A 23,048-nucleotide genomic window follows, 5' to 3' on the forward strand; every position below is an offset into this window, starting at 1 on the left:
CCCGGAAGATGAATATTCTATTTCCGCTGGGTCATGGAACACCGCCGGATCGCGGCGCTTGCCGGTCAATCGTAGGTCAGATCCGTCGCCTTGCCGCCGAAGACGCGATAGGCATAGAACGAATAGAAGATGATGATCGGCAGCACGACGACCGTGCCGGCCAGGATGATGGCGAGGCTTTCGGGCGCCGACGCCGCCTGCCAGATGGTCAGCCTGTCGGGCACGACGAAGGGATAGAACGACCAGGCGAGCCCGGCAAAGCCGAGCGTGAAGATGGCGGCCAGCGTCAGGAACGGCATGAGCGCATGGCGGTCGTCCGCTTTCGGCAGATGGAAGGTCTGCCACCACAGCCACCCGAACAGCACCGCCGACAGGATCGGCAGCGGCGACAGATAGAGCATGGCGGGCCAGACGAACCATTTGTCGAAGATACGCGGGCTGGCGAGCGGCGTGGCCAGCGAGACGGCGACCATGCCTAGCGCGGTCAGCACCAGCGCCCTGCGCAGCCAGAGCACCGCCTTCTTCTGCAGGTCGCCTTCCGTTTTGTAGATGACCCAAGCCGCGCCCATCGCCGCATAGGCAGCGGCAAGGCAGAGCGCCACCAGCGCGCCGAAGGCCATGCCCGCCAGGCCGAAATCGAGCCCGAGCACATAGACGCCCAGCATGTAGCCCTGCGCCAGCGAGGCAATGACGGAACCGAGCAAGAAGATGCGGTTCCAGCGGTGCTTCCTGCCAGCCGGCACCTTGGCGCGGAAATCGAAGGCGACGCCGCGCAGGATCAGGCCGACCAGAAGCAGGAAGACCGGGATATAGAGCGCGCCGAGGATGAGCCCGTGCGCCAGCGGGAAGGCAACCAGCAGCAGACCGACGGCCAGCACCAGCCAGGTCTCGTTGGCGTCCCAGAACGGGCCAATCGCGGCGATCATGGTGTCCTGCTCGGCATCCTCGGCCACCGCGAACAGGATGCCGATGCCGAGGTCGAAGCCGTCGAGGATGACGTAGATCAGGATGGCGAGGCCCATCAGGCCGGCGAAGATCAAAGGGAGCAGGGTCGGCCAATCGAAGGTCATCACCGTTCTCCTGGTTGGGCAACCGGCTGCGACAGCGGCGCGTCGAGAACGCCGGGCAGCGGCGAGGCGTCGCCGTCCTTCGCTGCCTTCAGAGCCAGATGCACCAGCACGCCGAGATAGGCGATCAGAAGCAGCACGTAGAGGATGAGGTATATCGCAAGCGTCAGTGCGACATGGCTGCCGGCGACCGGGCCGACGGCATCGACAGTTTTCAGCACGCCGGTGACCAGCCAGGGCTGGCGGCCGATCTCGGTGGTGTACCAGCCGGCCAGCGTCGCCAGCCAGCCGGACAACGCCATCGGAACCATCGCCAGGGCGAGCGGCTTCGGCAGGCTATGACGACGCTTGAGGAAGAAGGCCGCCGACCAGGAGACGACAAGCATCAGAATGCCGGTACCGACCATGATGCGGAAACCCCAGAACACCGGGAAGACCGGCGGATGATTGCCGGGATAGTCGTTCAGCCCCGGCACGACCCCACTGGCGCTGTGCCTGAGGATGAGGCTGGCCCCGTCGGGGATGGTCAGCTCGAATTTGTTCTCCTTGGCCGCCTCGTCGGGAAGCGCGAAAAGGACCAGCGGCACGTTGGGACCGGTGTTCCAGTTGGCCTCCATGGCGGCGATCTTCTGCGGCTGATGCTCCAGTGTGTTGAGGCCATGCTGGTCGCCGGCGAAGATCTGGATGGGGATCAGGATCGCCGCAGTGAAGACACCGGTGCGCAATGCCTTCCACATCGATTCCGAGCGGTCGCCATAGAGATAGCGCAGCGCCGACAGGCCGGCGATCAGGAACGAAACCGTCAGGCCGGAGGCAAGCAGCATGTGGACGAGCCGGTAGGGCATGGACGGATTGAAGACGATGGCCCACCAGTCGACGGCGTGGGCGACCCCGTCGCGCATCTCGAAGCCGACCGGCGTCTGCATCCACGAATTGAGCGCTATGATCCAGAAGGCGGACAGGGTGGTGCCGCCGGCCACCAGCACGGTTGCCATTGTGTGGATGCGGTTGGAGACGCGGCGGAAGCCGAACAGCATGATGCCGAGGAACGCTGCCTCGAGGAAGAAAGCGGTGAGGATCTCATAAGCGAGCAGCGGGCCGGCTATGTTGCCGACGGTTTTCATGTAACCCGGCCAGTTGGTGCCGAACTGAAAGCTCATGGTGACGCCCGAAACCACGCCCATGGCGAAGGACAGCGCGAACACCTTCACCCAGGTGAAATAGGCGCGCATCCAGGCGGAATCGCCTGTGGCGTTATAGCGAAGCTTGAAGAACAGCAGCATCCAGCCAAGCGCAATGGTGATAGCCGGAAACAGGATATGGAACGAGATATTCGCGCCGAACTGAATGCGCGAAAGGATGAGCGGGTCCATGGCGGCTCCGGCTGCTGCTTATGTGGCAGAAGATAGGCCGGATGCGCCAACCGGTCAAAGCGGCGTGGCGTCACGCGAGGCGGAACGCCGCAGGACGGGATTATTCATCCCTGATCCTGGACTAGATGATCTGTGGGGTGGTTGGTCATCACGGTGAACATTCCGACCCGCTTGGACCGCAAGGATCCGAGCTTGTACTTGTTGAGCCGTTCATCCGTTTCGGACAGGAAAAGGCTCGCTTTTCCGTCTGCGGCGGCATTGCCGACCGGTGCGGCTCTGCCTTGTATCGCCTAGTGAACAGACCGGCGTGCGACCGCACGACTGCGGCAGGGGTGGATGCGTCTTCGCAGGCCAATGTCCAGAACTGTCAGGAGTGCCATTGACTTCCGGCTGCGCGCACCGACATTCAGCGGATTAAAATCAACAGACCTCTTTCAAGCAGCCGTTTTTCAGCCATGCCCTCCATCATTTCCATTTCCGGGGTCACCAAGACCTACGCCACCGGTTTCAAGGCGCTGAAGGAAATCAACCTCGATATCGAGCGCGGTGAGATCTTTGCGCTGCTCGGGCCAAACGGCGCCGGCAAGACAACGCTGATCTCGATCGTCTGCGGTATCGTCAACCGCTCGTCGGGCACGGTCACCGTGGACGGCCACGATATCAGCCGGGATTATCGGGCTGCGCGCAGCCTGATCGGGCTGGTGCCGCAGGAACTGACCATCGACGCGTTCGAGAGCGTATGGGCGACTGTCAGCTACAGCCGCGGCCTGTTCGGCAAGCCGGCCAACCCCGCCTTCGTCGAGAAGGTGCTGCGCGACCTGTCGTTGTGGGACAAGAAGGACGCCAAGGCGATCACCCTGTCCGGCGGCATGAAGCGGCGGCTGATGATCGCCAAGGCGCTGTCGCACGAACCGAGGGTGCTGTTCCTCGACGAGCCGACAGCCGGCGTCGACGTCGAGCTGCGCCAGGACATGTGGGCGATGGTGCGCCGGCTGCGCGAGGATGGCGTAACCATCATCCTGACCACGCACTATATCGAGGAGGCCGAGGCGATGGCCGACCGCGTCGGCGTCATCAATCGCGGCGAGATCGTGCTGGTCGAGGACAAGGCCGAACTGATGCGCACGCTTGGCCGCAAACGACTGTTGCTGGAGCTACGCAGCCCGCTCGCCGCCATACCCGAGACGTTTTCGCGTTATGCGCTGGAGCTTTCGCCGAACGGTGACCAACTGACTTATACCTATGACAACCAGAGCGAACGGCCGGGCGTCGCCTCGCTGCTCCGCGACCTTGAGACGGCCGGCATCCAGTTCCGCGATATCGACACGCAAAACAGCTCGCTCGAGGAGATCTTCGTCAATCTGGTGAGGAAGGACGCATGAACCTGCGAGCAGTCTGGGCGATCTACAAGATGGAGATGGCGCGCGCCTTTCGGACCGTGCTGCAGAGCATCGTCTCACCGGTCATCTCGACATCGCTCTATTTCGTCGTCTTCGGCTCGGCCATTGGCTCGCGCATCACCGAGATCGACGGCATCAGCTACGGCGCCTTCATCGTGCCGGGACTGATCATGCTGTCGCTGCTGACGCAGTCGATCTCCAACGCCTCCTTCGCCATCTATTTCCCGAAATTCGTCGGCTCGATCTACGAGTTGCTGTCGGCGCCGGTGTCCTATCTGGAGATCATCGTTGCCTATGTCGGGGGTGCGGCGACCAAGTCGATCATACTCGGCCTGATCATCCTGGCGACCGCGTCACTGTTCGTGCCGCTGACCATCGAGCATCCGTTCTGGATGCTCGCCTTCCTGGTGCTGACGGCGGTGACGTTCAGCCTGTTCGGTTTCATCATCGGCATCTGGGCGAGGAGCTTCGAGCAGCTGCAGCTGGTGCCGCTGCTGATCATCACGCCGCTGACCTTCCTTGGCGGCAGCTTCTATTCAATCGACATGCTGCCCGGCATCTGGCGCACGGTGACGCTGTTCAATCCTGTCCTCTATCTGGTCAGCGGCTTTCGCTGGAGTTTCTACGGCAAGTCCGACGTCTCGATCGGCATCAGCCTCGGCATGACCGTCGTTTTCCTGCTTATCTGCATAGCGATCGTCGCTTGGATTTTCAGGACCGGCTACCGGCTGCGGAACTGACCCCGCCAAATCGGTCAAATGGCCGCTTTCAAATGGACTTGACCAAGCGGAGCAGCCCCAGCATCCCGACGAAGGTCCCCTTGCGGAAGGCGACGTAGGTCGGCTCCTCGATGCCGTGGAAGCGGCGTTTGAATGCAGCCTGCCCCTGCAGGTTGAACTTGCGGCGATTGATCCATGGCGAACCATAGGCGCGCTGGAAAGAGGTGCGCCAGAAGTCGCTTTCGGCAAATCCGCTGGGTCCGATGTCGACAAGCGGCGACAGGCCGAGCGTGACGACGGAGATGCCTTGCTCGCGGAAGCGGTCGACGGCGAATTTGGTCAGGCCGATCTCGGCATGCGGCGTGGCATCGACGTGCTTGCGCTTGAACGAGGTGGTATAGCCGATCACCTCGCCACCGCTGAACAGCGGATCGAAGTCGAGCAAGGCCACGAGCTCGCCATCGCGGCCATGCAGGACGAAGCGGCGCATGTCGACGCCGAGATGATCGCTGAACGGGCGGTTGAGGAAGGCCATCTCCCATCGCTTGACGATGCGGTCCGCCCGCCAGTTCTGCGATAGCCGCTGGATCTCGTCGAGAAAGATGGTCCGCTTATCCTCGGCAAAGGAAAACCCCTTTTTCAACAGCCAGCGCTCGGAATAGCGCACGGTTTCGTTGCGCTTTCCGGAAAAATCATGGGCTGGCAGGACCAGCCGCGTATCCACGCCGAGACGATTGACCTGGTATCCGAGCCCGGCGAGCACGCGCGCCGTCTGTTCGCCGATCTGCACGAACCACGGGTTGTCGGCGGCCTCGACGAAACGCCTGATGTAGTCGGGCCGATCGGGCGGGTGAACCACCGGGTCGCCAAGCGCGAAATGGTGCTTCATCTTGGTACCGAAGGCGATGTAGCCGTCAGCGTCTCCGAAATAGGAAAGGTTGCGCTGGACGGCGGTCGAATAGGCGAGCGAAAAATCGCCATGCCGGCGCACCAGCGCCAGGCGCTCGACATGCGTCAGCTCCCGCCGCTCTACCTTCGGCGCTGCGCCTTCGAGCAGGCGGTCGAAATGAATGCGCAAGGAGGGCATGGTCGAGGTTCCGCGTGCCGCGCTTCGCTATTGGGAATACCCGCCAGCCCGCAGGCTTCGAATCAGTCGCATTGGGCGGTCTGATTGTCGATCATATCGCGCATGTCCCCTTTAGAGCGCAACCGGCGTGGTGAACACCGATGAGTGGTGGCAGCGAGAACGGAACGGAATCTCAGCAATTGGGCATAAACCGGCAATTGGGCATAAAAAAGAGGGGCTTCGGTCGAGCCGAAACCCCTCCTTCACGATTTGTCAGCGTGGACCTTGGAGTGAGATGAACTCTAGAGCGCTTCATCGTTTCACGGAAACTCCGAACCGCTCCATCTCTTTGTTTTTGCGCAATTCCCTAGGGAAAGCGCTAAGCGCTTTTCCCCGGAAAACCGTTTCACACTTTTCCTGGAATTGCTCTAGACCGCAATCTTGCCGCCGCCCTGTTTGGTGATGGCGACGACCGACGGCCGCACCGGCATGTCGGGCTTGAAGTCGGGCCAGCGGGTCGACAGGTCCTCGTAGTAAGAGGGACGGCCAAAAGGCTCCCAATCTTCGCCGCCATCGCCCGGATGCTGGACGGCGACGAAAGCGGTCTGATCGTCGGGCGTGAATAGCGGGCCGCACATTTCGGCGCCGATCGGCACGCGGAAGAACAGCTTTGATGTCGCCCGCGCCTCGCCTTCGGTGTCGACCGCCCACAGGCCGTCGGTGCGGCCGGTCGCCTTCGGGCCCTGGCCGTCGGTCGAAACCCAGAGCCGGCCGGCCGCATCGACGGCACAGTTGTCCGGCATGCCGAACCAGCCATTGGCGGTCGTTGCGGTCGAGAAGGTGGCGCCGACTTCGGCCACCGAGGGATCGCCGCATTTCAACAGCACTTCCCACTTGCCCTTGGCAGCAGTGAAATCGCCACCGCCCTCGACGATCTCGATGATGTGGCCGAAGGCGTTTTCGGCGCGCGGGTTGGCGGCGTCGACTTGGTCGGCCTTGCGCTTCGAATTATTGGTCAACATCAAATAGACCTTGCCGTTGGCGGCATTGGGCTGGACGTCCTCGGGGCGATCCATCTTTGTGGCGCCGAGCAGGTCGGCGGCACGGCGCGTCTCGATCAGCACGTCGGCCTGGCTGGCAAAGCCGTTCTCCGCCGTCAAAGGGCCCTGACCGAAGACGATGGGAAGCCATTCAAGCGTACCGTCCTCGGCGAATTTGGCGACGTAGAGCGTGCCGTCGTCGAGAATATCCATGTTGGCGGCGCGGTCCTCGGCGTTGAATTTGCCTGCGGTGACGAATTTATAGACATAGTCAAAACGCTCGTCGTCACCGAGATAGAAGACGACGCGGCCATCCTTGGCGACGATCGATTCAGCACCTTCATGCTTGAAGCGGCCCATGGCGGTGCGCTTCTTCGGCGTCGATGTCGGATCGTTGACATCGACCTCGACGATCCAGCCAAAACGGTTCGGCTCGTTCGGCTCCTTGCCGAGGTCGAAACGGTCATAATGCGCTGCCCACTCATAGGCACCTTCGGGAATGCCCAGGCGCTTGTAGTTGGCGGCTTCCGAATGATCGGCCGGCAGTTCGCCGGAGAAATAGCCGTGGATATTTTCCTCGGCCATGACATAGGTGCCCCAGGGCGTGACGCCGCCGGCGCAGTTGTTGACGGTGCCGATGACCTTGGTGCCGGTCGGGTCGGCATTGGTCTTGACGCGGTCGTGGCCGGCGACGGGGCCTGACAGCGCCATCTCGGTGTTGGAGGTGATGCGGCGATTGAGCTTGCCGTCGCGCACCACCTGCCATTTGCCTGATACCTTGCGGATCTCGACGATGGTGCCGCCATGCGCGGCCATCTCGACATCGACCTGTTCCTTGCTCAGCGGCGCCTGCTTGGCCTCACCATCGACGATGGTGACGAGGCCCGGGAACATCAGATGCGGGTTGGTGTATTCGTGGTTGACCACCAGCAGGCCATGCTCGGCCGAGCCGTCGAGCGGGATGTAGCCGACATAGTCGTTGTTGTAGCCAAACTGTCTTTCCTGGGCCTGCGCCGACTGTTTAGTCGGATCGAATTCCGGCGAATCGGCAAACAGCGGATCGCCCCAGCGCAGCAGCACGTCGGCGTCATAGCCCGGAGCGACATGATGCTTGTCGTCGACACCTGCCTCGACCTCGTCGAACGTGAAGGCCGAGCCGCCGGCGGCGCGGGCATCGTCGGCGAGGATCAGCGCGAGCGGGCTGACGGTGACGGCGATGGCGGTTGCCGCGAGCGATCCCTGTAGAAAACCGCGGCGCGAGAAACGCGCGGCGATGATCTCGCCCATCGTCTTGTTGTCAGTGGGATTGGTTCCTGGCCCATCGTTTTCCTCGAGCAGACTGGTGCGGAACTGGGCGTCGGGGGAGCGATGTTCGGTCGAGCGATGTTCAGTCGAGCGATGTTCAGTCATGGGGGGCTTGCCTCTGGCTTCTTTGGGATGGCTGGAGCGTCTTGCTTGACTGACCGCGTATCGCCGGGAGATCACAGTTTGATGACGTTGCCGGCCAATTTCCAGCCCCGATTTCATGTCCATGATCAGCCCCGCTTGACCGCGACCGACGCTTCGGAAACAAGATCTGCTGCAGGCGCGGAAGCACCGCTTCGAGAGGGACAAAAAGTGAGTTTTTGGGGACTGGGGCAGCTCGGCATTTCTACAGTGATCTTCCTGCTGGCAGCGACGGCGGCGAAGCAATGGGGACTGGCGCCGAGCCTCGGCAAGATCGTTCTGACCTTGGCGCTCTATTCGCTGGGCAATCTGATCATGCTGAGGCTGATCCGTGAATTCGGCATGTCGGTGTCTTTCAGCCTGTCGGCGGTGATCCAGCTGGTGTCGGTGAACGTCGTGGCCCTGGTCTTCTTCGGCGAGCGCGTCAATGCGTTGCAGGCGACTGGCATCGTGCTCGCCGTCGCAGCTGTGGCGCTGATAACGCTCGGACCCTATCTGCAAAAATTGTAATTGCGAGGGTCGATGAAGAATACCGCAAACAAGTTGCTCAACTGGATCGAATTCCCGGTGCTGCTGGCCGGACTGGTCATCGCCGGCGGATTGTGGGGGTTCGAGGAGCTGATGGAGGTGGCGCGAGACACCACGCCGCACGCCTTCGATACGGAAATCCTGCTCGCTTTCCGTGAAGCGGGCCAGCCTGACAATCCGATCGGACCGCCATGGCTGGAAGGAGCGATGCGCGACCTCACCAGCCTCGGCAGCGCCAGCGTGCTCGTGCTGATCACTGCTGCGGTGATCGTTTATCTGCTGCTGATCCACAGACCGGGACCAGCGTTTCTCGTTTTCGTGGCAGTGGCGGGCGGGCAGGCCCTGTCGAGCACGCTGAAGCTCGGAATCGACCGGCCGCGCCCCGATCTGGTCTCGCATCTCGCCGACGTGGCGACGCTTTCGTTTCCGAGCGGCCATGCGATGCTGTCGGCGGTGACATATTTGACGCTGGGCAGCATGGCGTCGCGCTTCCTGCCTGGGCGAACGACCAAGATCTATGTGTTGGCACTTGCGGTGCTGACGACCCTGCTGGTCGGCATCAGCCGCGTCTATCTCGGTGTTCATTGGCCGTCCGACGTGCTGGCCGGCTGGTGTGCCGGCTTCGCCTGGGCGATGCTGTGCTGGCTGGCCGCACGGACGCTACAGCGATGGCGCGGGCACACCGACGGCGGCTGAACCGGCCGTCAGAACGACGCTGCGGCTAATTCTCCTCGAAATTTGCGGCGCCCGAGGGCCTACTGTCCTAGCTGGCACGCAAGCTCTGCAGGACACAACCGATCTTGGTGCGTGCATGTCTGACATATGCATCATGATGCTTGAACCATCAAAATGATAGTATTATGCATGGGAATGCAGACTCAGACGGGGGTTTTTAGCCGATGATCACTGCCGCGCAGATGCGCGCCGCAAGGGCGCTGGCCGGCATCGATCAGAAGACGCTCGCCGAGCGCGCCGGGGTTTCACTTCCAACCATTCAGCGCATGGAAGCGAGCGACGGCGTGGTCAGGGGCGTGGTCGATACGCTGATGAAGGTCATCCAGGCCCTCGATGGGGCCGGCGTGGAACTGATCGGCGAGAACCAGGCCAGCGAGCGCGGTGGCAGGGGCGTGCGCCTCAAGCCGGTCGTGCCGCGGAACCCGCCGGGCTGAGCCGACAAAGTCGCGACGGCGACCGCCGACAGTCCTGCCGACGATCCCGCCGCCTTCTTGGTTTTATGCATGCCCCAAAACCGCTCAGCATTTTTGGGCGACATGCATCAGGAGCGGAAGGTAGTCCATGGATCGAACCCGACGGGTAGTTCATCAACCGGCGCGGCCGGCATTTTCCGAACTGTTCACACCGAAGCTGGTGACGGTGCTGCGCGAGGGCTATACGCTTAGGCATTTCAAGGCCGATGCGATCGCCGGATTGACCGTGGCCATCGTGGCGCTGCCGCTGTCGATGGCGATCGCGATTGCTTCCGGCGTGACGCCGGAGCGCGGCCTGTTCACCGCCATCGTCGGCGGTTTCATCGTCTCGGCGCTCGGCGGCAGTCGCTTCCAGATAGGCGGTCCAGCCGGCGCCTTCATCGTGCTGGTGGCGGCGACGGTCCAGCGCGAAGGCATCGATGGGCTGCTTCTGGCGACGATGATGTCCGGCATTTTCCTGCTCGCCATCGGCTATCTCAGACTCGGCACCTATATCAAATTCATCCCCTACCCGGTGACCGTCGGCTTCACCGCGGGCATCGCCATCATCATCTTTTCCGGACAGATCGTCGAACTGTTCGGGCTGAAGCTCGCCGGCAACGAGCCCGGGCCACTGCTGCCGAAGCTCGTGGCGATCGGTGAGGCCGCCGGCACGATCAACATCTCGGCGACGCTGGTGGCGATGCTGACCATCGCCATCATTGTCGGGCTGAAGCGGTGGCGCCCCGGCTGGCCGGGCATGCTGATTGCCGTCGGGCTCGCCTCGCTGGTCGTGGCGCTGCTGGCGCTGCCGGCGGAAACGATCGGCACGCGCTATGGCGGCATTCCGCGCAACCTGCCTTTTCCGGCGCTGCCGGCGCTCAGCCTCGACAAGGCGATCGCGGTGCTGCCGGACGCCGTTGCCTTCGCGCTGCTCGGCGCCATCGAATCGCTGCTGTCGGCCGTGGTCGCCGACGGCATGACTGGACGTCGGCACCGCTCCAATTGCGAACTGGTGGCGCAAGGGTTCGCCAACATCGCCTCCGCCCTGTTCGGCGGCATCTGCGCCACAGGCACCATTGCCCGCACCGCGACCAATGTGCGGTCCGGCGCGCACGGGCCGGTTTCGGGCATGTTGCACTCGCTGTTCCTGCTTGTCTTCATGCTGGTGGCGGCGCCGCTGGCCAGCTACATCCCACTCGCAGCTCTTGCCGGCGTGCTGGCGGTGGTGTGCTGGAACATGTTCGAAAAACAGGCTTTTGCCACCCTGCTGCGCGCCTCACGCGGCGACGCACTGGTGCTGATGGCGACCTTCCTGATCGTCGTGTTCCGCGATCTTACCGAAGGCATCATCGTCGGCTTCGCGCTGGGCTCGATCCTGTTCATCGACCGTATGGCCAAGAGCATCGCCGTGGAGACCGACCTGCCGCTGGTGCAGGACGATGTCGCTGACGGCAGCAACGGTGGCGGCGCCTATGATTCCAGCGAGGCGAGCGACGCCGATACCGTCGTCTACCGGATCTCTGGCGCATTCTTCTTCGGCGCCGCTTCGACCGTCGGCACGGTGCTGGACCGCATCGCCGACCAGCGCAAGAACTTCATCCTCGATTGCTCGGCGGTGCCGTTCTTCGATTCGACGGCCGCCAACGTCATTGAGGGTGCCGCCCACAAGGCGAGGCGCGCCGGCGTCCGCTTTATAATAGCAGGCGCTTCGCAGCAGACACGGCGCATGCTGATCAAGCACGGTGTCAAGCGGCCGCTGGTGACATTCGCCGCCTCGATCAGGGACGCGCGGGCGCAACTGGCAAGGAAGACGGAGGCGGAGTAACCGCCGACCGGAATAGCCGGTCGGCGGTCAATCGCTGGGGAAGCTCAGTCGAGGGAGAGCGCCGCGACTTCGCCCTCGTTCATCTGCGGCACATAGATGGTCGACTTGCCGTCGGTGCCGATGTCGGCGCTGCCCGGCTTGAAAGTCGCGACTGCCTCAGGCTTGCCGCCGGCCTTGTAACGGTAGAGCGTGCCGGCCATGTAGGCGGTGGCGTAGACGCTGTCGCCGACGACAATGACACCGTCGAGGTTGGCGAATTTTTGCGCGCCGGGCAGGTGCGAAACTGTCCTGGTGGCGAGATCGACCGAAAGCAGGCCGCCCGGCTCCGCGGTGCTGAAATCCGGCTTGATGCCCTTGCCCCAGGACGCGACGATCAGCCGGCCACCATCGGCGAAGATACCATTTGGCGACGCAAGTGCCGCATCCCTGACGAACAGTTCCTGCCCGCCGTCGTCGAGGCGGTAGATCGCGTCGGCCAGCATGTCCGTGACGTAGATTTTGCCGGAAGCGTCAGTGGTCATGTCGTTGAGAAAGACGGTATTCGGCACATCGATGGTCGACACGAGCTTGCCGTTTTCGAGATTGACGACGCGGATTTTCGTGATGTCGGCGACATATAGCTTGCCGCCGGATATGGCCATGCCCTTCGGCGCGTCCATGCCGTCGGTCCAATGCTGAGCAACCATCTTGCCGTCCAGGGACAGGATTGACAGATAGCCGTTGCCGTCAGCTTCGCTGGGATTGCCGACGATATTGGAGACGATGATGCGCTTGCCGGCAGCGTCGAAGAACGCCGATTCCGGCTGTTCGAGGCCAGTGGCACGCCAGATTTCACCGGCCCGAGCGGCAGGCACGATGGCGATGCCGATGATGGCGAGAAGTGTCGAGGTGATCAGGGTTTTCATGGCTGGTTCTCCTGTAGTGATGGCGGAGAACTAGGGTTCTTGATACTTTTCGGGAAGAACGATTGCAGCTAGTATCGAAGATCGATACGAAACCACCCAAAAGAGGTGCATCCCATGAACAGCCTGATCTTCGAGGCGCTGAAGCGGACGCTCAAGGCGAAGGGCGTCACCTATCGCGTGCTTGCCGAGCGCATGGGCGTTTCCGAGCCGACGGTGAAGCGAATTTTCCACGAGCGCAACTGCAAGCTCGACCGGTTGGTGGAGATTTGCGCCGCTGCCGGCGTGGAACTGGAAAACGTGCTCGGCTCTATGAACAGGGGACCGGGGCCGGCCAACCACATCGCGTCGGACATCGAGCGCAAGCTCGCCAGCCGGCCGGCGCTGCTGTTCATCTTCGTCATGCTCTCCGAGAAATTCACGCCCGAAGGTATCATGCGCTCACAAGGGTTGAGCGAGGCCTCGATGTTCCTCTATCTGCGTGACCTCGAGGAGCTGGGCCTGGTCGCGCTTGGCCGCGGTCTGTCGGCCAGGTTGCTGGTCGAGACGCCGATCCAGTGGAATTTCGAAGGGCCGCTCAGGCCGCTGTTCGAGATGACCAACAAGAATTTTATCGGCTGGGCGATCACGCATCTGGAGCGGGAGGCGACCTTCGTCAGCTTCTCCAGGCGGATGCGGCCGGAGACGGCGGAAATGGTGAAGCGTGAGGCGGAGGAGCTGGCGGAACGCGTCAAATTGCTTGCCCATCACGATCAGCACACGACGCCCGAAGACGGGCTCACCGGTTACAAATGGACGTTTGCCTTTGGCGCGACGCCGTTCCCGGCGATCATGCCGATCGGGCCGCACCCGCGAGATGCCGGGGCGTCCGACCGGCCCGTCGCTCCTGCAAAGGGACGCCGTGCTTTGCCGGCCTGACACAGCCAATCATCCCGAGCAGGATTGTACCTGACGGCTTGTCGCGCACCACTCCGGCGGCGCCGACTGCCACCATTTTTGGTGACCTGAACTGGGAAGCCTCCGCCTGTCCTGCTTCAGTTTCCACGATGATCTTTTGTCCGGACACTTTTTGCTCTTTGCAGCCGCGCTTCAAAAATGAAACCACATTCATGGTAGAGTTCGCGCACTGATTTGCCAGTAGAGGGCGGGTTTGCCGAATGCGTGACACGTCCCCGTGAAATCGAAGTGATCCTATGCCGACGGCGCCAACACTTGAACTTCGCCGCTATTCGCGCCTGAAAAATTTGCGGGAGCGCGCAGAACGCCAGGGTGCTGCATTGCAGTTCTGGGCGCGTACGGCATCGCTCGCCGTGATCTCCTGCTTCTTTTCATCGATCAGCCGCTGGGATGCCTCGCTGCTCTTCGTGCTGGCGGGCCTCGTGCTGTTCCAGCTCGTCGGCCTGATCCAGTTTCTCTTTGCGCGCCGTCGCAACGCGCCATGGTGGATCGGTTACCTCGTGGGTACGCTGGACATCATTCTGCTGACCGTTCTGCTGGTAACGCCCAACCCGTTTTCCCTGGAGGTCGCGCCGGCCGCGATGCAACTGCGCGAGGGCAGCTTCAAATTCCTGCTGATTTTCGTATGCCTTGGCGCGCTGACCCTTTCGACACGATTGGCGCTCTATCTCGGCGCGCTCGCGGCCTTGACGTGGGCGATCGGGGTGGGGTGGGTGATTTTTCATGCGGGAACCGTCATTCCGGCGACGAACCTCTATTCGCTGCCGATGACAGAGCGACTGAACCTCTATCTCAATCCCAATTTCGTCGATACATTCGCGCAGGCGACCAACGTGTTGGTTGTGCTGATTATCGGCGCGATCATGGCGCTGGTCGTCTCTCGTTCCCGACATCTGTCGGAAGACTATGTCAAGGCAGAGCGCGCCCGCGCCAATCTCGCCCGGCATTTTTCGCCCAATGTCGTCGACCAGCTCGCCACGGATGACGAGCCCTTCGGCCCGGTCCGCCGGCAGGATATCGCGGTGCTGTTCGCCGACATCGTCGGCTTCACACACTATTCCGAGGATCATCCGGCCGAAGCAGTGTTCGAACTTCTGCGTCAGTTCCACCGTCGCATGGAGCAGGTCGTTTTCGACCACCATGGCACAGTCGATAACTATATCGGCGATTGCATCATGGCGACATTCGGGGTTCCGCAAGCCAGCCATAACGACGCGACTCGGGCCATCCAGTGCGCTGAAGCGATGATCGCCGCTCTCAAAGACTGGAATGTGCAGCGGGTGTCCAGGGGGTACCCGCCGCTGGACGTTCGGATCGGTGCACAATATGGCGCAGTCGTCATCGGCGCGGTCGGCAGCGAGCGCAATCTGTCCTTCGCGGTGGTGGGCGACACCGTCAACGTCGCCAGCCGTTTGCAAGCGCTCTGCCGTGAGCTTCAGGCGAATATTTGCTTTGGGTCGCGACTGATTGAGGCCGCGCAGGCGGAATCGCCCACGACACAGTTGAATGCGCGCGATCATGGACCGGTGAGCATCCGCGGCCGGGACGAACCGGTCCATGTTTGGGTCGAACACAGAGCCGAGAACCAGGGCGCTGTTGCGGTCTCGGCGTGATATAGGCCGCCATGTGAAACGCCTGCACCTCGGCCGGATAGCGGCCACGCCATAGGGGTATGTCCTGACCCAGGCCGAAAGCCATCACGTGCCTGAGGTGATTGCTCCAGCCTTCGCGGCTGCGGCGTCTGTGCCTGCCTTGTCCTCCCAAGTCACCGCCCGGTAGTCGAACCCGTATTCCAGCGTCGGCTTGACGATGCGGAAATACGGCGACAGGTCGAAATCGCGCGGCGTGTAAAGCGAGTGGTGGCGGATGTGCAGGATTTCCTTGCGCGAATAATTCGACTGGGCCGAGGCACGGCCGGGCGCCCGGGTGATCTCGGGCAGGATCGGATAGCGGATCTGGCCATAGGCCTCGGCGATCAGCGAGGAGCAGATGGCCCGGGTCGGGTCGCCGGAACCGAAAGCCAGCATGCGGCGGCGCCAGCGCACCGGCACCGGCGGTGTCGGGAAGAAGTAGCGCAGCATGTCGAAGATGTTCTTGAGATCGTATCTGAGGCCGAGCTTGCCGATCATGAAGGCAACGACCTCGTCGCGATCTTCCGGCGCCAGACCGCTCGCCCGGCAGATGCGCGTGTTATAAGTCCGGTAGCGCGACAGCGGCACGGCGATGCAGCCATCGCCAAGGGTGACCTCGATCAGACGGCGCCGCTCCGATCCGTCCGCCGGTTCGGGCAAGGCATCGCCGACATAGAAGGCTGCATGCGACCAGGTCGACTGGGTCAGGTATTTGATCGCCGCCGAGATCTTCTGGTTGCCCTCGATGAGCAGGATGTCGCCGGGCTCGAGCGTTCGGCGCAGCGTTTCGGCATCGGACGGCGTGTAAGGCTCGTAGCCGGACGATTCCTCCTGCAGCCGGCCGGCAAGCCAGCGGCCAAGTCGGTCCAGAAGCGTGTCACCGGTCTCGATCATGCCAGACGGCGATTACCACAGGCCGGCGGCCCAGACCATGATCCCGAACCGAAGGACTGCGTCAGCCGGCGGCGCCGGGCGCGCTGGCGTCTTCGCGCGGCGCGGCGGCCAGATCGTCGCGCGCTTTGCGCGCAAGTTTCCTTGTCGAGCGCCTGGGGCTGTCGCCGAACAGACCGGCTGCGACGGCGAGACAGGTCTTCTTCAGGCTTTTCTCCGAGCGCTTCAACAGCTTGCTCAGGAGCCGTGTTTCTTGAGGAGAGCCGAGCGGCCGGTCGTCGGCATCGAGAAGTTCACGCATGACGAACACATCATGCAATTCGCCCAGTCTTTCGCCGAGTTCGTCGACCGCCTTGCGCCGGGCCTTGATCGGCGTCGGCCACAGTCTTCCGAGCAGCGACAGATGCATGCCGTGGGTCTTTGCCGCCTTGCGCAGATCGTGGAAATCATCGGCCTCGCCGCGCGAGCCAGCCTTGTCCAGCGCCTTTCTGGCGCGGCGCAGGGTGATGCGGGCGCCGTCGGCAAGCACATCGGCGGCCTGTTCGGGCTGGTCGGGCAAGACCAATATGTCGATCCGGCTGATGCCCTCCTCGCAAGCCGCAATCGCCGCGCCTATTGCAGCGTCGAGGCCTGCTCCACCATGCAGTTCGTGCTGGCGCGCGACGAGCGTCTCGCGAACGGCATCGAGACCGCCACCCGCGCTCTGTTCGGGAAAGCTTGCTGCCAGCCGGTCGATTGTTTCAACCAGCGCGGTCGCCTCGCGCGGACCGGCAAGCAGGGCTGCAACGTCGCGGTAACACTGGTTCTCGGTCACGCAGAATGTTTCGTCTCCGGAACGGACCAGGCGCAGCAAGGCGCGAACGTTCTTCAGCCGCTTGCGGCATTTGTGCAGCCCCTGTTCCGGCCTGTCGCGCGCCGTGTCCAGATGGACCAGCGCCTTGCCGATCTCCTCGGCGAGGATGCGCCGAACCTCGCCGGTCAACGGCAGGCGCGGATTGATGCGATAGCTCATGCGGCGATCTCCGGAATCCCCTCGAGGGCGAGCGACGCGTTGTAGAACCTCTGCTCGCCGGTGACTTCACGGCCGAGCCAATCTGGCAGCATTTCGTCCGGCACGTCCTCAGGCGTCTCGAGCTCGGCGACCACCAGACCACTAAGCATCCCGCCGAAGACATCGACGTCATAGAGATGGCCGCGATGCCTAACATGGTGGCGTGTCTTCTCGATGACACGTCCGATGGCGAAGGCCAGCATCTCTTCCGCCTCCGCCAGAGGGATTGGATATTCGAATTCGTCGCGTTCGCGGGCCTTGCTGCCGAATTTGAGCGTCAGCTTTGCCGAGGCGCCGTCGCTGATGCGCACGCGCACCGAGCGGCCGGATGCGGCGGCGAGATAGAACTGGCGAATGCAGATATCCGCTTCGACCAGATCCCGCCACTCATTGCCGGAGACCAGGAACTTGCGCTCGATTTCCTTGACCATGGCTTCGCACTAAAGCGCGTGCGGCTAGAGATGGCAAGGCGGCGATGGTCGGGATTGACTTTAATCATTCGATTGATTAAATCGTTATCATGAGCAAATCGACAAACGCCAAAACTCCGCGGCGCGAGGCTTCCCCCGCCGACATGACGCGCACGGCACTTGTCCGCGCGGCGCTGAAACTGTTCGGACGGCAGGGTTTCGACGGCACGTCGACGCGCGAGATCGCGGCTGAGGCCAAGGCCAATATCGGCTCGATCGCCTATCATTTCGGCGGCAAGGAAGGGCTCCGCAACGCCGCGGCCGACTATATCGTCGACGCCATCCAGACCATAGCCGGCCAGGCGATCGGCAATCTGCAAGCGCCCGCGGCGGCAATGGCCGATCCCGAGGCAGCGCGGGCACATTTATTCGTCGCGCTGGAGCGGATGGTGGCCTTCATCGCGGCAAGGCCGGAAGCCGGCGAGATCGTGCAGTTCGTCCTGCGCGAGCTGTCCCATCCAACCGCCGCGCTCGACCGTATCTATGACGGTGTGTTCGAACCGGCGCATCGCCGGCTGTGCCTGATCTGGGAACAGGCGACGGGGGAGCCGGCCGAGAGTGAGGCTACCCGGCTCACCGTGTTCACGCTGATCGGCCAGGTCGTCTATTTCCGCATCGGCCGCGAGGCGGTGATGCGCCGCATGGGCTGGCGCGCGATCGGCGACGCCGAGGCCGCTAAGATCGCAGCGGCGGTGACGGATAACCTTGGGGCCATATTGGCCGCCCGGAAGGATCGAAGGTCATGAGTTTTCTTTGTTCTCTGCCACTCGCCGCCCTGCTTTTCAGCGCCTGCGCACCGGCCGCGCCGCTCGCCGTCGGCTATGTCGAGGGCGACTATGTGCTGCTCGCGCCGATCGAGGTGGCGCAGGTCGAGACGATTTCGGTCAAGCGCGGCGACCGTGTCGCGCCGGGCACGCCGGTGGTGACGCTTGAAAGCGCCGACGCAAGAATAGCCGTCGCGCAAGCCGAGGCGGCGCTTGCCCAGGCCCAGGCGCAACTTGCCGACCTGCAGGTCGGCAAGCGGCCGGAAGAGATTGAGGTGCTCAAGGCGCAGGTCGACATGGCCAGGGCGCAAGCCGCCGACGCCAAACGCAGATACAGCCGCGCTAGCGATTTGTTCAAACGCGGCACCGGCACGCAGGCCGATTTTGATACCGCCTCGGCCACGCTGGAGACAGCCAACGCGCAGGTCGGCCAGGCGGAAGCCAATCTCGCCGTTGGCGGCCTGCCGGCACGGCCCGAGACGATCAAGGCCGCCGACAATCAGGTCAGTCAGGCGCAATCGGCGCTCGAGCAGGCGCGATGGCGGCTTTCGAAGCGCGTGCTGGCGGCGCCGTCGCCCGGCCGCGTCAACGACGTGATCCGCAACCCCGGTGATACGGCCGGCCCGACCGCGCCGGTCATTTCGATGCTGCCGGACGGCGCGGTGAAGCTCAGCGTCTATGTGCCGGAAAGTGCGTTCTCGTCGGTGAAAGTCGGTACGCTGCTTAATGTCCATTGCGATGGCTGCGGGCCGGACGTGAAGGCTCGCGTCAGATACGTGTCGCCGGACCCGGAGTTCACGCCACCAGTGATCTATTCACTGGAGACCCGGCAGAAGCTGGTCTACCTGGTCGAGGCGCGGCCGGAGGGCGACGCCAGCGCCCTGCAGCCGGGGCAGATCGTCGATGTCGATCTGGCGGACATCGGCAAATGAACGTCATCGACGTTCACGGCCTGGTCAAGCGCTTCGGCGACAAGACGGTCGTCGACCATGTGACGATGACGGTGGCCGAAGGCGAGATCGTCGGCTTCCTCGGCCCGAACGGCTCGGGCAAGACGACGACCATCCGCATCATGTGCGGGCTGCTGACGCCGGATGAGGGCGACGGCACGGTGCTCGGCTTCGACATCCGCACCGACAGTCCGAGGATCAAGCGCGAAGTCGGCTATATGACGCAGAAATTCTCGTTCTACGAGGATCTGACCATCGCCGAGAATCTCGAATTCGTGGCGCGGCTCTATGGGTTGAAGCCGCTCGACGAGCATGTGGCTAAGACGCTAGAGGAGCTCGGCCTGACCTCGCGCAAGGACCAGTTGGCCGGCACGCTGTCCGGCGGCTGGAAGCAGCGGCTGGCATTGGCCGCCTGCATCATGCACAAGCCCAGATTGCTGCTGCTCGACGAGCCGACGGCGGGCGTCGATCCGAAAGCCAGGCGTGAATTCTGGGACGAGATCCATCGGCTGGCCAGCGGCGGCCTGACCGTGCTGGTCTCCACCCACTACATGGACGAGGCCGAGCGCTGCCACCGCATCAGCTACATCTCGTATGGCAAGATGCTGGCGTCAGGCACGGTCCAGGAGGTGGTCAGGAATGCCGGGCTAACGACCTTCGTCGTGCAAGGCCCACGGCTTGATCAGGTTGCTGCCGCACTCGGCGGCCGCCCCGGCGTCGACCAGGTAGCGCCATTCGGCGCGACGCTGCATGTCGTCGGTTCCGACAAGAAGGAACTGGAAGCAGCACTGGCCGATGTCGAGAAAGAGCACAAGGGCGTGACGGTGACGCCGGGCGAGACCAGCCTGGAGGATGTGTTCATCCAGTTCATGTCCGGCTCGAAGGACAACATGGGATGAAAAATGGGATAAACAGCGTCTTTTCCTTCGCCAGGCTCGGCGCGCTGCTGATCAAGGAGTTCATCCAGATGCGGCGCGACCGCATCACCTTCGCCATGATGCTGGGCGTGCCGCTGATGCAGCTGGTGCTGTTCGGCTATGCCATTAACAACGATCCGAAGAGCCTGCCGGCAGCCCTGGTGGCGATGAGCAGCGATCCTTACACGCGGGCCATGGTTTCGGCGCTGCAGACCACCGGCTACTACCGCTTCGACCATGTCGCGCAAAGTGCCGCCGAGGCGGAATTCCTGATGGCGCGCGGCGACGTCGCCTTCGTCGTCACCATCCCCGCCGATTTTGCCAGGCGGGTCGAGCGCGGCGACAGCCCGCAGATCCTGATCGAAGCGGACGCCACCGACCCAGCCGTCGCCAGCGGCGCCATCTCGACGCTCGGCACGGTCGCCAACCAGGCGCTGCTCAGGGCACGCGGCATGCAGGAAACGGCCGCCGAAGCTGCCCGGGGCCAGCTCGAGGTGGTGGTGCACCGGCGCTACAATCCGGAAGGCATCTCGCAATACAACATCGTGCCCGGCCTGCTTGGCGTCATCCTGCAGATGACAATGGTGATGATGACCTCGATCGCGCTGACGCGCGAGACCGAGCGCGGCACGATGGAGAATCTCCTGGCGATGCCGTCCAGCCCGCTTGAAATCATGCTGGGCAAGGTGCTGCCCTATCTGGTGGTCGGCGCCGTGCAAGTGGTGGTGGTGTTGGCGGCGGCCAAGCTTTTGTTTGGCGTTCCCTTCACCGGGTCGTTGTCACTGCTGCTTGCGGCGGTCCTGGTCTTCGTGTTGGCGCTGGTGCTGCTCGGCTACACCATTTCGACGATGGCGCGCACCCAGATGCAGGCGCTGCAGCTCACCTTCTTCTTCTTTCTGCCGTCGATCCTGTTGTCGGGCTTCATGTTCCCCTATCGCGGCATGCCCGGCTGGGCGCAGATCTTCGGCGAGATCCTGCCGTTGACGCATTTCCTGCGCATCATCCGCGCGGTGATGCTGAAGGGCGCCGAACTGCCGGCGGTCGCAACCGAGATCGGCTGGCTCGTCGGGTTCGTGGCGCTCTTCGCCGGCGTGGCGCTGGTGCGGTTCCGCCGAACGCTGGACTAAGGCCTGTGGCCTAGCTTTGGCCGCGTTTGGCCTTCTCTTCATTCGCCAGATACTGGTGAACGAACGCGATCGCCATGCTCCCTTCTCCGACCGCTGACGCAACCCGCTTGACAGGACTCAAGCGTACGTCGCCGCAGGCAAAGATTCCGGGCGCGCTGGTTTCGAGCAGATAGGGGTCGCGGTCGTGCGACCAGCCACCTGCCTTCTTCACATCATCCCCGGTCAGCACATATCCGCGTGCATCGCGCACGACATCGGTCGGCAGCCACTCGGTCTCTGCGTTGGCGCCGATGAAAACGAACAGCCCGCCGCAATCGTACCGGCTCACCTCGTTGCTGGCTTTGTCGAGAATATCGATCGCCGTCAGGTGAGTCTCGCCGTGCACGGCCTGGACTTCGGATCGAAGCTGGACTTTTACGTTCGATTTCGCCCTGAGCTGCTCGATCAGATAGTGAGACATGCTGTCTGCAAGGGACGGGCCGCGCACGAGAAGTGTCACGCTGCGCGCATGGCCCGAAAAATGCAGTGCTGCCTGGCCGGCCGAGTTGCCGGCGCCGATCAGGAAGACGTCCAGTCCATGGGTGGTGCTTGCCTCGCTGCGCGCGGCTCCATAATAGACGCCCTTGCCGATAAGCCGATCGAACCCGTCGATGCCGAGACGACGCCATGTCACGCCTGTTGCAAGAATGAGGCTGCGCGCCCGCACGACATCGGTGCCGTCGAGAAACAGATCGTGCGTGGTCGGATCGATGCCGGCGACGGAGCGGGTGACCAGGATTTCGGCGCCCAGCCGTCTTGCTTGCTGCAGCGCGCGACTGGCCAGTTCATCGCCGGAAATTCCGCTGGGAAAGCCGAGATAGTTCTCGATCCGTGACGATGTCCCCGCCTGTCCGCCAGGCGCCTCGCGCTCGACGACGATCGTGCGCAGCCCCTCCGAGGCCCCATAGACCGCCGCGGCAAGGCCGGCCGGCCCGCCACCGACGATCGCCACATCGTACTCGGCGCCGCGCGGGCGCGTCTGCAACCCGAGGCGAATGGCAAGATCGCGCACGGCAGGACTTTCCATGATCTCTCCGTCCGCCAGCCGGGCAACGGGACCATCGAGAGCCGGCCGGCCCGTGGCGGACCAGAAGGCCTCGGCATCCGCCGTGTCGGGCAACAGCCAGGTGAATGAGATCTGGTTGCGGGCCAGAAACCGGCGCAGCTCCCCGCACGCCGTGTCCCAGCGATGGCCGACCAGTGTCACGCGCGGCTTCTGCGGCTCGGCGGTGATGCTCTGCAGCCCGCCCATCCGCTCGCGGGCAAGCGCGCTGACCTTCTGGGCCACGTCCTTTGAAACCGCCGCGATGGAATAATATTGCTGGACCTCGAGGCGCATGACGCGAGACGGTTCGGCGGCGCGATACCCGCCCGGAAAACCTGAGCCCAGGGCAATCGGCACCTCACCGAATATCGTTCCCGGCAACCGCCAGCCGAGCGTCCGCTCGACGCCGTCGAAGGTCTTCACGACTTCGATCTTGCCGGCGAGAACCGCAAACAGCGCGGCCTCTCCACCCTCGTGAACGGCGAACTCTCCGGGGCTGAGATGGAGGTCGGCCGCCGTCCGCGCCAGCCGCTCCAGCTCGCCCGCAGGCAAACCCGAAAACAACGGGATTGCTTCCACTTCATCAATTGTCAGCATGGTCCCTCGCGGGAGCCAATTAGCGTTTTTTTCCCGTTTTGATCAACAGAAAA

Annotated in this window: 21 protein-coding genes; 12 read left to right on the forward strand and 9 right to left on the reverse strand. The window is 63.2% G+C overall.

The window, feature by feature from the left end:
• Positions 1-65 precede the first annotated feature (65 nt).
• Positions 66-1,070 carry a cytochrome d ubiquinol oxidase subunit II gene (locus CIT25_RS11815; protein WP_095484689.1) on the reverse strand — a complete coding sequence of 335 codons (1,005 nt, stop codon included), beginning with the start codon at positions 1,068-1,070 and terminating at the stop codon, positions 66-68.
• Entirely contained in the window at positions 1,070-2,440 is a 1,371-nt protein-coding gene (locus CIT25_RS11820; protein ID WP_095484690.1) for a cytochrome ubiquinol oxidase subunit I, read from the reverse strand. Before CIT25_RS11820 ends, CIT25_RS11815 begins: the two co-directional genes overlap by 1 nt.
• Before the next feature lie 455 nt (positions 2,441-2,895).
• Here CIT25_RS11820 and CIT25_RS11825 point away from each other — a divergent pair, with 455 nt between their 5' ends.
• Together CIT25_RS11825 and CIT25_RS11830 are read left to right on the forward strand one after the other, a co-directional pair.
• On the forward strand, positions 2,896-3,822 hold the full coding sequence (locus tag CIT25_RS11825) for an ABC transporter ATP-binding protein (RefSeq protein WP_095484691.1): 927 nt from the start codon (positions 2,896-2,898) through the stop codon (positions 3,820-3,822).
• Positions 3,819-4,580 (forward strand): ABC transporter permease, encoded by a 762-nt coding sequence (locus CIT25_RS11830; protein WP_095484692.1) that lies wholly within the window; start codon positions 3,819-3,821, stop codon positions 4,578-4,580. Before CIT25_RS11825 ends, CIT25_RS11830 begins: the two co-directional genes overlap by 4 nt.
• Positions 4,581-4,608: 28 nt before the next feature.
• On the opposite strand, the gene CIT25_RS11835 is transcribed toward CIT25_RS11830, so the two are convergent.
• Both CIT25_RS11835 and CIT25_RS11840 read right to left on the reverse strand, forming a co-directional pair.
• Positions 4,609-5,646 carry a phosphatidylglycerol lysyltransferase domain-containing protein gene (locus tag CIT25_RS11835; protein WP_095484693.1) on the reverse strand — a complete coding sequence of 346 codons (1,038 nt, stop codon included), beginning with the start codon at positions 5,644-5,646 and terminating at the stop codon, positions 4,609-4,611.
• Between the two features lie 407 nt (positions 5,647-6,053).
• Positions 6,054-8,075 (reverse strand): PhoX family protein, encoded by a 2,022-nt coding sequence (locus CIT25_RS11840; protein WP_095484694.1) that lies wholly within the window; start codon positions 8,073-8,075, stop codon positions 6,054-6,056.
• A 207-nt stretch (positions 8,076-8,282) separates the two neighbouring features.
• Here CIT25_RS11840 and CIT25_RS11845 point away from each other — a divergent pair, with 207 nt between their 5' ends.
• The 4 genes from CIT25_RS11845 to CIT25_RS11860 all read left to right on the forward strand — a co-directional run bounded on the left by CIT25_RS11845 (position 8,283) and on the right by CIT25_RS11860 (position 11,654).
• The gene (locus tag CIT25_RS11845; protein ID WP_095485095.1) at positions 8,283-8,621 is read left to right on the forward strand and encodes a hypothetical protein; all 339 of its coding nucleotides are present in this window, start codon (positions 8,283-8,285) and stop codon (positions 8,619-8,621) included.
• A gap of 12 nt (positions 8,622-8,633) precedes the next feature.
• Entirely contained in the window at positions 8,634-9,335 is a 702-nt protein-coding gene (locus tag CIT25_RS11850; RefSeq protein WP_095484695.1) for a phosphatase PAP2 family protein, read from the forward strand.
• Positions 9,336-9,538: 203 nt separating this feature from the next.
• A complete protein-coding gene (locus CIT25_RS11855) occupies positions 9,539-9,808 on the forward strand; it encodes a helix-turn-helix domain-containing protein (RefSeq protein ID WP_095484696.1) in 270 nt (89 codons plus the stop codon).
• Positions 9,809-9,935: 127 nt separating this feature from the next.
• Positions 9,936-11,654 carry a SulP family inorganic anion transporter gene (locus CIT25_RS11860; RefSeq protein WP_095484697.1) on the forward strand — a complete coding sequence of 573 codons (1,719 nt, stop codon included), beginning with the start codon at positions 9,936-9,938 and terminating at the stop codon, positions 11,652-11,654.
• A gap of 44 nt (positions 11,655-11,698) precedes the next feature.
• Here CIT25_RS11860 and CIT25_RS11865 read toward each other — a convergent pair whose 3' ends face one another.
• Positions 11,699-12,559: an SMP-30/gluconolactonase/LRE family protein gene (locus CIT25_RS11865; protein WP_095484698.1), complete on the reverse strand. Its 861-nt coding sequence runs from the start codon at positions 12,557-12,559 to the stop codon at positions 11,699-11,701.
• A 114-nt stretch (positions 12,560-12,673) separates the two neighbouring features.
• Between CIT25_RS11865 and CIT25_RS11870 the strand changes: the two genes are divergently transcribed.
• Together CIT25_RS11870 and CIT25_RS11875 are read left to right on the forward strand one after the other, a co-directional pair.
• Entirely contained in the window at positions 12,674-13,474 is an 801-nt protein-coding gene (locus tag CIT25_RS11870) for a helix-turn-helix domain-containing protein (RefSeq protein WP_095484699.1), read from the forward strand.
• Between the two features lie 275 nt (positions 13,475-13,749).
• Positions 13,750-15,126, forward strand: a complete 1,377-nt coding sequence (locus CIT25_RS11875) for an adenylate/guanylate cyclase domain-containing protein (RefSeq protein WP_095484700.1) — start codon at positions 13,750-13,752, stop codon at positions 15,124-15,126.
• 84 nt (positions 15,127-15,210) lie between these two features.
• Here CIT25_RS11875 and CIT25_RS11880 read toward each other — a convergent pair whose 3' ends face one another.
• The 3 genes from CIT25_RS11880 to CIT25_RS11890 form a co-directional block, all read right to left on the reverse strand.
• Complete coding sequence (locus CIT25_RS11880) at positions 15,211-16,038, reverse strand: C40 family peptidase (protein ID WP_095484701.1); 828 nt, start codon at positions 16,036-16,038, stop codon at positions 15,211-15,213.
• A gap of 61 nt (positions 16,039-16,099) precedes the next feature.
• Positions 16,100-17,047: a CHAD domain-containing protein gene (locus CIT25_RS11885; protein ID WP_095484702.1), complete on the reverse strand. Its 948-nt coding sequence runs from the start codon at positions 17,045-17,047 to the stop codon at positions 16,100-16,102.
• On the reverse strand, positions 17,044-17,517 hold the full coding sequence (locus CIT25_RS11890) for a CYTH domain-containing protein (RefSeq protein ID WP_095484703.1): 474 nt from the start codon (positions 17,515-17,517) through the stop codon (positions 17,044-17,046). Before CIT25_RS11890 ends, CIT25_RS11885 begins: the two co-directional genes overlap by 4 nt.
• 89 nt (positions 17,518-17,606) lie before the next feature.
• Between CIT25_RS11890 and CIT25_RS11895 the strand changes: the two genes are divergently transcribed.
• Genes CIT25_RS11895 through CIT25_RS11910 form a run of 4 tightly spaced genes read left to right on the forward strand, consistent with a single transcriptional unit; the run spans position 17,607 to position 21,314 of the window.
• Positions 17,607-18,302, forward strand: a complete 696-nt coding sequence (locus tag CIT25_RS11895; RefSeq protein ID WP_095484704.1) for a DUF1956 domain-containing protein — start codon at positions 17,607-17,609, stop codon at positions 18,300-18,302.
• Positions 18,299-19,252: an HlyD family secretion protein gene (locus CIT25_RS11900; protein ID WP_095484705.1), complete on the forward strand. Its 954-nt coding sequence runs from the start codon at positions 18,299-18,301 to the stop codon at positions 19,250-19,252. The genes CIT25_RS11895 and CIT25_RS11900 overlap by 4 nt, the downstream gene beginning before the upstream one ends.
• Complete coding sequence (locus tag CIT25_RS11905) at positions 19,249-20,169, forward strand: ABC transporter ATP-binding protein (RefSeq protein WP_095484706.1); 921 nt, start codon at positions 19,249-19,251, stop codon at positions 20,167-20,169. Before CIT25_RS11900 ends, CIT25_RS11905 begins: the two co-directional genes overlap by 4 nt.
• Positions 20,170-20,177: 8 nt before the next feature.
• Positions 20,178-21,314, forward strand: coding sequence for an ABC transporter permease (locus CIT25_RS11910; protein ID WP_095485096.1), 1,137 nt, complete (start codon positions 20,178-20,180; stop codon positions 21,312-21,314).
• Positions 21,315-21,324: 10 nt separating this feature from the next.
• Here CIT25_RS11910 and CIT25_RS11915 read toward each other — a convergent pair whose 3' ends face one another.
• Entirely contained in the window at positions 21,325-22,995 is a 1,671-nt protein-coding gene (locus CIT25_RS11915; RefSeq protein WP_095484707.1) for an FAD-dependent oxidoreductase, read from the reverse strand.
• Positions 22,996-23,048: the final 53 nt, after the last annotated feature.

Origin of the sequence: Mesorhizobium mediterraneum (assembly GCF_002284565.1) — a bacterium.
GTDB lineage: Bacteria > Pseudomonadota > Alphaproteobacteria > Rhizobiales > Rhizobiaceae > Mesorhizobium > Mesorhizobium mediterraneum.

Excerpts from the sequence above, each read along its gene's own strand:
- CIT25_RS11815 (WP_095484689.1), bottom strand. The coding sequence starts at position 1,070 with ATGACCTTCGATTGGCCGACCCTGCTCCCTTTGATCTTCGCCGGCCTG.
- CIT25_RS11820 (WP_095484690.1), bottom strand. The coding sequence starts at position 2,440 with ATGGACCCGCTCATCCTTTCGCGCATTCAGTTCGGCGCGAATATCTCG.
- CIT25_RS11825 (WP_095484691.1), top strand. The coding sequence starts at position 2,896 with ATGCCCTCCATCATTTCCATTTCCGGGGTCACCAAGACCTACGCCACC.
- CIT25_RS11830 (WP_095484692.1), top strand. The coding sequence starts at position 3,819 with ATGAACCTGCGAGCAGTCTGGGCGATCTACAAGATGGAGATGGCGCGC.
- CIT25_RS11835 (WP_095484693.1), bottom strand. The coding sequence starts at position 5,646 with ATGCCCTCCTTGCGCATTCATTTCGACCGCCTGCTCGAAGGCGCAGCG.
- CIT25_RS11840 (WP_095484694.1), bottom strand. The coding sequence starts at position 8,075 with ATGACTGAACATCGCTCGACTGAACATCGCTCGACCGAACATCGCTCC.
- CIT25_RS11850 (WP_095484695.1), top strand. The coding sequence starts at position 8,634 with ATGAAGAATACCGCAAACAAGTTGCTCAACTGGATCGAATTCCCGGTG.
- CIT25_RS11855 (WP_095484696.1), top strand. The coding sequence starts at position 9,539 with ATGATCACTGCCGCGCAGATGCGCGCCGCAAGGGCGCTGGCCGGCATC.
- CIT25_RS11860 (WP_095484697.1), top strand. The coding sequence starts at position 9,936 with ATGGATCGAACCCGACGGGTAGTTCATCAACCGGCGCGGCCGGCATTT.
- CIT25_RS11865 (WP_095484698.1), bottom strand. The coding sequence starts at position 12,559 with ATGAAAACCCTGATCACCTCGACACTTCTCGCCATCATCGGCATCGCC.
- CIT25_RS11870 (WP_095484699.1), top strand. The coding sequence starts at position 12,674 with ATGAACAGCCTGATCTTCGAGGCGCTGAAGCGGACGCTCAAGGCGAAG.
- CIT25_RS11875 (WP_095484700.1), top strand. The coding sequence starts at position 13,750 with ATGCCGACGGCGCCAACACTTGAACTTCGCCGCTATTCGCGCCTGAAA.
- CIT25_RS11880 (WP_095484701.1), bottom strand. The coding sequence starts at position 16,038 with ATGATCGAGACCGGTGACACGCTTCTGGACCGACTTGGCCGCTGGCTT.
- CIT25_RS11885 (WP_095484702.1), bottom strand. The coding sequence starts at position 17,047 with ATGAGCTATCGCATCAATCCGCGCCTGCCGTTGACCGGCGAGGTTCGG.
- CIT25_RS11890 (WP_095484703.1), bottom strand. The coding sequence starts at position 17,517 with ATGGTCAAGGAAATCGAGCGCAAGTTCCTGGTCTCCGGCAATGAGTGG.
- CIT25_RS11895 (WP_095484704.1), top strand. The coding sequence starts at position 17,607 with ATGAGCAAATCGACAAACGCCAAAACTCCGCGGCGCGAGGCTTCCCCC.
- CIT25_RS11900 (WP_095484705.1), top strand. The coding sequence starts at position 18,299 with ATGAGTTTTCTTTGTTCTCTGCCACTCGCCGCCCTGCTTTTCAGCGCC.
- CIT25_RS11905 (WP_095484706.1), top strand. The coding sequence starts at position 19,249 with ATGAACGTCATCGACGTTCACGGCCTGGTCAAGCGCTTCGGCGACAAG.
- CIT25_RS11915 (WP_095484707.1), bottom strand. The coding sequence starts at position 22,995 with ATGCTGACAATTGATGAAGTGGAAGCAATCCCGTTGTTTTCGGGTTTG.